A 1699-nucleotide genomic window follows, 5' to 3' on the forward strand; every position below is an offset into this window, starting at 1 on the left:
GTGGTCGGTGATAGAGGATTCGAACCTCTGACCCTCTGGTCCCAAACCAGATGCGCTACCGGGCTGCGCTAATCACCGAAATTGAAACTTAGTGAAAATACATATTTGGGAAATATTTTCAGTTTCTGTTTCCAACGAACTGTCTCGTTGAGAACGGAGCGCATAGTAGCCCCTAGCCTAAAAGTCGTCAACGACTTTTTTTAAAAAATCATTCGCCTGCTCATTTTACACGCTATAGTTCGACTCGTTGATGCCTTCCTAAACAATATGCTTAACATACCAACACTTTGAGCAAGATTTTAATATAGCAATTTTTCAAGTTGGAGCCACTATTACCTCATTCAATAACGGCTTTACTTTTATGCCGTAACGATAAACCATCATCTTTCAACTGGATTATACCAATCAATGAGTCTTCATTTAATAAATTGGCTTGCCTGAATATCAGCGCCCTCTGTCTCAAATCACCAATTAAAAGCGATATATAGCCATAAGTTTCACCCACTATAGCAAGTAACCTATTTTATTCAGCTGCCCAATTTATCCCCCCGCTTAAAATGCATACTTTCTACAACCCAAAACTAAGTCATTATCCGTATTTAAGAACTGATTGTTAGCAACCTAAATCAATGACACCTCGGACATGTCCTGTTAAAATGTCGCCGTTTTCCATTATCGCGTCGTATAAAGGACACCTTGCCCCATGACCGCTCAAAACATCGATGGTAAAGCTATCGCTCAATCCATTCGAACTAAGCTCAAAGACAAAGTCACCGCCCGTAAAGAGGCTGGTCAAAGAGTACCTGGTTTAGCTGTAATTCTCGTCGGAGCGGATCCTGCTTCACAAGTGTACGTTGGCAGCAAACGCAGAGCCTGTGAAGAGTTAGGCTTTATTTCACGCTCTTACGATTTAGACAGTTCAACTTCTGAAGATGCCTTGCTATCTCTCATTGATGAATGCAATGAAGATCAGAGTATCGACGGTATTTTAGTGCAGCTTCCACTACCTGAGCATATTGAAGAGTCAAAGGTTATCGAACGCATCCGCCCAGATAAAGATGTCGACGGCTTCCACCCATATAATGTCGGTCGACTCGCTCAACGTATTCCAGTGCTGCGTTCATGCACTCCAATGGGAATTATGACTCTAATTCAGTCGACTGGTGTCGATACCTACGGTTTAGATGCCGTGGTGGTTGGCGCCTCTAATATCGTCGGTCGTCCAATGTCATTAGAGTTACTGCTCGCTGGTTGTACGACAACAACCTGCCACCGCTTCACTCGTAATCTAGAGCAGAAAGTAAGACAAGCCGATTTGGTCGTTGTTGCCGTTGGTAAGCCTGGATTCATTCCAGGTGAATGGATTAAGCCCGGCGCGATTGTGATTGATGTGGGTATTAATCGTCTAGAAAGCGGTAAGCTAGTTGGTGATGTTCAATTTGAGAAAGCAGCCGAAAATGCAAGCTTCATCACGCCAGTCCCTGGTGGTGTTGGTCCAATGACAATTGCTAGCTTGTTAGAGAATACACTTTATGCCTGCGAGCAGTATCACGACTGATGCCTTGCTAAGTGCATAAATGTTCCAGACCTGATATCTCAAAAATGACCACACCTTTCCATCCATGGGGGGTGACATAAATGTTCCAGACATAAATACCAAGCTATCCCATCCATGGGGCTTGGCATAAATGTTCCAGAC

At 43.7% G+C, this 1699-nt stretch carries 1 protein-coding gene and 1 tRNA gene; one reads left to right on the forward strand and one right to left on the reverse strand.

Annotation, left to right across the window (positions count from 1 at the left end):
• Position 1 precedes the first annotated feature (1 nt).
• Positions 2 to 78: transfer RNA gene (locus AB4238_RS09300), tRNA-Pro, on the reverse strand.
• A gap of 625 nt (positions 79 to 703) precedes the next feature.
• Between AB4238_RS09300 and folD the strand changes: the two genes are divergently transcribed.
• Entirely contained in the window at positions 704 to 1558 is an 855-nt protein-coding gene (folD, locus tag AB4238_RS09305) for a bifunctional methylenetetrahydrofolate dehydrogenase/methenyltetrahydrofolate cyclohydrolase FolD (RefSeq protein ID WP_372033137.1), read from the forward strand.
• Positions 1559 to 1699 lie beyond the last annotated feature (141 nt).

It is taken from the genome of Shewanella sp. 10N.286.45.A1 (assembly GCF_041470405.1).
Classification (GTDB): Bacteria; Pseudomonadota; Gammaproteobacteria; order Enterobacterales; family Shewanellaceae; genus Shewanella.

Excerpts from the sequence above, each read along its gene's own strand:
- folD (WP_372033137.1), top strand. The coding sequence starts at position 704 with ATGACCGCTCAAAACATCGATGGTAAAGCTATCGCTCAATCCATTCGA.